At 53.4% G+C, this 4,579-nt stretch carries 3 protein-coding genes; all 3 read right to left on the reverse strand.

What is annotated here, in order from left to right; all coding sequences use genetic code 11:
• The coding region (locus ACGF7G_RS21630) for a conjugative transfer ATPase (protein WP_387468298.1) at positions 1–2,859 on the reverse strand (2,859 nt) is incomplete at its 3' end.
• Positions 2,856–3,260 carry a TIGR03751 family conjugal transfer lipoprotein gene (locus ACGF7G_RS21635; RefSeq protein ID WP_036808499.1) on the reverse strand — a complete coding sequence of 135 codons (405 nt, stop codon included), beginning with the start codon at positions 3,258–3,260 and terminating at the stop codon, positions 2,856–2,858. The genes ACGF7G_RS21635 and ACGF7G_RS21630, both read right to left, overlap by 4 nt.
• Positions 3,261–3,270: 10 nt before the next feature.
• A partial coding sequence (locus ACGF7G_RS21640) for a TIGR03752 family integrating conjugative element protein (protein ID WP_387468299.1) occupies positions 3,271–4,579 on the reverse strand: 1,309 nt, incomplete at its 5' end.

Genomic DNA, 4,579 nt, shown 5'->3' on the forward strand with positions numbered 1-4,579 from the left:
TAAGAGATCCTCATCACGCCCATCTGCTTCTTCCCCAGATATCAGACCTCGGGCACGGTCCAGCCTGCGCGCTACCACAAAGGCAGCATCCAATTCGCTGCAATGAAGCGCTTTCATAATCGCCCTGCGCTCGGCCTTTTCCTCTTTCTCCGTCATACCCAGCGCCAGATAGACACTGGGTGGCACTACCCGAAACAACGCCTCCACTTTCTTCGACAACACCACGCCTTCGGTGTAACAGCCCGGGAGTTTGCTGGCTGACAGCAACACCGATTTTTGTTCTTCAGACAGCTTTTTAAAACGCGCTATCTGTTCGACTTCATCCGGCGGCATGGTCAGACACAACCACCACTCCGCCATATTCAGCATTTTTTCCGCACTATCCGGATAGTCCGCCAAATTCTGAGTCGCCAGCCACAACCAGGCGCCCAGTTTTCGCCACATCTTGACCACTTTAGTCATGTAGGGCGACAACAGCGGATTAGTAGTCAGTATATGCGCCTCATCCACCACAAAATTAATTTCCCGGTCCTCAAACTGGTCACGCTCCGCCCTATTGTTGATGGTATTGACGAGAGACACCATCGCCAGCGACATCTGGGCACCATACCCTTCACGCGCCAACGTACCGAGGTCAATCAGCGTCACATCAGCTTCTGGCCAGGGGGCTCCCGGACGATTAAACAATTCTCCCTCAAAACCACTGGTGAACATTGACATCGCCCCCGCCATCTCTTCGGCACGGGCACGACGCTGTTCGGTACGCAATGATCGCCCCTGTTCATCCCGCCGGCTGTCCCGGGCAATCACAGACAATGCCTTTTGCAGATCTTCCGCTATCATCTGTCGGCCATCGTCAACACTCGCTTTTGCCGCCATCATGATAGCTTCGCGGATCATGCCCCTGTCCGCCCGCGTCAGACGCTCCTCCTCTTTTTTCTCCCCGCCGGTGATCATCATGCGGGCGGCAATTTCCATTTCGCCCAGAATATCGCGCTGCTCATCGTCTCCGTCGTCTTCAATTTCCTCCGCCGACTTTTCACCCGCCAAATCCAGCTGAGAAGATGCCATTTGAAGCAATTGGTGGGCATCAGCAAACAGTGCCAGACTGACCCCACAGCCCGGTTTAATGCTGATTTTGTTGACACTCAGCCCCAGACGTTGACAGTAATCAGCAAACAACCCAAAACTGTTGCCCGCTTCCGCCACAAATAACCGGGGACGGTGCACCGCCATCAGCTGCGATAAACTCGCACAGAGCGTAGCCGACTTCCCCGCCCCGGTCGGCCCGAACAACAACAGATGCGCATTCTGGGTACGGTCATGTTTATTTTGCGGATCAAAGGTCAGCACATCACCGCCCCGGTTAAAAAAGCTCAGACCCGGGTTACCGGTGCCGGTCGCCCGCCCTGTCACGGGCAACAACCCAGCCACATGCTGCACCCAAGTCAACCGGGTATACCAGTGATGCTTGTCTCGTTGCGGGTTAAAACACATCGGTAAGGCACGCAGATAACCGTTTAACGGCGCGACGTCGCATTCGGGCTTGACCGGCTGCAACCCCGCGACCAACAGGGTTGCGACCAGTTGCTGATGCCGACGGTTCAAATCGTCAACATCAGCCCCCTGTAACAGAAAGGTCAGTGCAGAACGGCACAGTTTATGTCTCAGCCCCAGATGCGCCTTAGCTTCTTTTACGTCTGCACGCACTCGCCCTGATTCAGTATTTTCTCCCATTGCATTTTTTGACAACCGGTCGAAATCCCGCTCCAGTGTATCCTGCGCCTGTATGACAATGGTCAATGAAACAAGAGTACCTGACGGTAATAAATCCATCAGCGCATTGATATGTTCACCCCGGACCATTTCACCGGTCAGCGTTCCCGGTTCTGGAGGGCGACGCAGCCGTTCAACCGGTACCGCCCGATGGGCAATATTATCAAACCACCAGACACCGTTTTTCACGTCAGAACGCGGCGGGGTAAACCACAAGGTTTCAGTGAAATCATTATCTGGCTTCCACTCGCCAGCCTGTGGGGTTGCATAACTAGCCGCCTGATACAACGTCGTTTTATCTATCCAATCTGGAGCGGGATTGAATAACCGCAGTAACCAGTGATGAACCTGTTCACCATCTTGTCGCTCACACAAAATGCCGGCGCTGGCCAGCGAGGCCGTTAGTCGGTTACAGACCTGATTAAGCAACGCTGCCGGTGACAGAGCATCCTTCTGGCCTGCCGGGACCCAGCGATAAACGACCATTCGGGTACGGCGTTGCTGTCCTCTCCAAGGTTGACCGGTAACCAATGTGTCGTTAAACAGCCCTTCAGGCCGGGCAATGCTTCGCAGATGACGTTCAGTCTCAGCCAGCCACGTTTCGGTAAAGGCTGTGCCCTGTGCCCAGGGCTTGATATATTGACGAAGCTGCATCAGCGATGACGACGAGTCATCTTCATCCTGACAAAAAAACTGTACCACCCAGGGAGAAATATCTTCTTCCTCCAGGCTGTCCTGCAACGCATCCTCCACCTGGTCACGGATCTCTTCCAGACGAGCAGCGGGGCGTCCTTCTGTCGGGACCGGAGAGACGGTATAAACCGCCCCGACTGACAGACCGTCATCCAGCAACAGACACTTTTCCTCGTTCAGGTATTCTGCCCAGGGCAAATAATCAATGATAGACGGTGAAGGGTTATACAGTGCCGCTTCATCAGCGTGCGTCATTTTGCTAGGCCGCCTCAAAGGTTCACGCCCAACAACGGTGGAAGACGACGGTAGTATGACCTCAGTTTCACCCAAAACTTCCGATAGATTACTCCGTTTACGCAAGCGGGCTTTATTCAACAGCGACCACATCACAATGCCACCGTCCGCTCACCCGGCAGAGCGTACTGCACCTGACTGTAAAACGAAAACACCGTGCTATATCCCGGCACCGGCGAATTTCCCGCCACCAAATGGGGAAAGAGATACATCACCATGTCCGGATTGGGTAGCCGTGGGAAGGTTTGACTGATTTCATTTTCCTGCGTACGGCTATAACTTTCCGTGTAATTCAGAGTAGCCTGCTGTTCCCGTTCGTTCAGCTCCCGGCGCAGTGTTTTACGGGCCTCCATCGTAATTCGTGACGACGAGACTTTCCCCTGCCACAGAGCTAGCATTGTGCTATCTCCCTGTGGAAGCATCTCTTCTTTAGACGTGCTGCAACCGGTCAGGATCGTTATCACCACCAACATCACTATTTTTCGCGCTTTATTCATACTCGTTTTCTCAGTCCAAACCATCACGGACCTCCTGTCCAAGACCAAAGTTATATTTCACCCTGCGTCCCTGTCCTTCATAATCAATCGGTATTTGCTGAGTAATGTGCACTGCTACTCTGGCACCCGGTGTTACGTAAACGGCATCAAAAGTTTGGCCATAACGGGCTTTGACCCATTCGGATACGGCCTTAAATCCTCCGGCTGCTGCTTGCCCCAAAACCGCTTTACCGGCATCCCCGGTCAGTGATGACGTCGCACCGCCATAACCGTTAGTCTGGGTGGTAAGCTGACTCTGTGACAACACATCACCCGCCGCTGTACCGCCAGAAAGCGCAAATAAGGTTGGTAAGTAACTGGCTGCATTGGATTTCCGTGTCCCGCTGATACATGGAATACCATTATCATCAGACAACCAGCCGATACTGCCGCCATGATTATCCTGAACATGATGGCTGCCATTGGTGCGATGATCCGATTTCGGCACGGTTCTGACGGTGCCGTCTGCAAAGACAAAGGTTAAGGAGGTGACATTGCCGCGCACACAAGACAAGGTCCAGTCACCGGTAGCTGTGCCCGAAACAATCGCGCCTTCCACATCCGGTAGTTCAATGCCGTTGGCAGTCAAGTTATCTTTACCTATCAGTATCTTAAAAGGATATGGGTCAGTGACTTTGTCATTCACCGGCACCCGGCCTAATAATGCCGTCATCGCCTGGCTGCCGACCAGCGTCGTATTTTCGGGCAGGGTATAAACGGGCCGGATAGTCTCGTTTGTATCACCCTCGGTAATGGCTTGCTGATTTTCAGTCATACCGTCATATTCCAGTTTCTGACGGCTCAATGCATTGTCTTCCAGAAATGACACGGGAAAACGGGGAGTCGCTGGTTGACCGCTCATTGCAACCTGTGAGTCAGCCGGTAACACGTCCTGTGGGGTAATCCAGACCAGCCTGTCCCCGTCTGAGGTCGTATTTTGGCCGGTATCGTCCAATCCTAATCCCAGCGGAATATCACGCTCAACCAGAGGGGTGTTTGTACTCATGCTTTTATTGCCTAACTGACGGGTCAACTGATCAAGTCGGCTGAACAGCGTTTGCTGCTCCGCTTTCAATACCTGCTGTTGCTTTTCTGTTTCCTCACGGGTGCCCGCTACCGCCTGGTTAATCTGGTCAGTCATGCTCTGACTGCCGTTTCGCCATTTCTCATTGTCCGCCAGTAATTGTGCGTTTTGTTTTTCCAGTGCCGCCTGCTGAACACGGATACTGCGCAAGGCACCAATCAGGGTGCGCAACGTGTCTTCCGGGGTATCCCCCTCA

The organism is Photorhabdus sp. RM323S, from assembly GCF_042879375.1.
GTDB classification, from domain to species: Bacteria; Pseudomonadota; Gammaproteobacteria; order Enterobacterales; family Enterobacteriaceae; genus Photorhabdus; species Photorhabdus tasmaniensis.

Coding starts and splice junctions, on each gene's coding strand:
- ACGF7G_RS21635 (WP_036808499.1), bottom strand. CDS start 3,260: ATGAATAAAGCGCGAAAAATAGTGATGTTGGTGGTGATAACGATCCTG.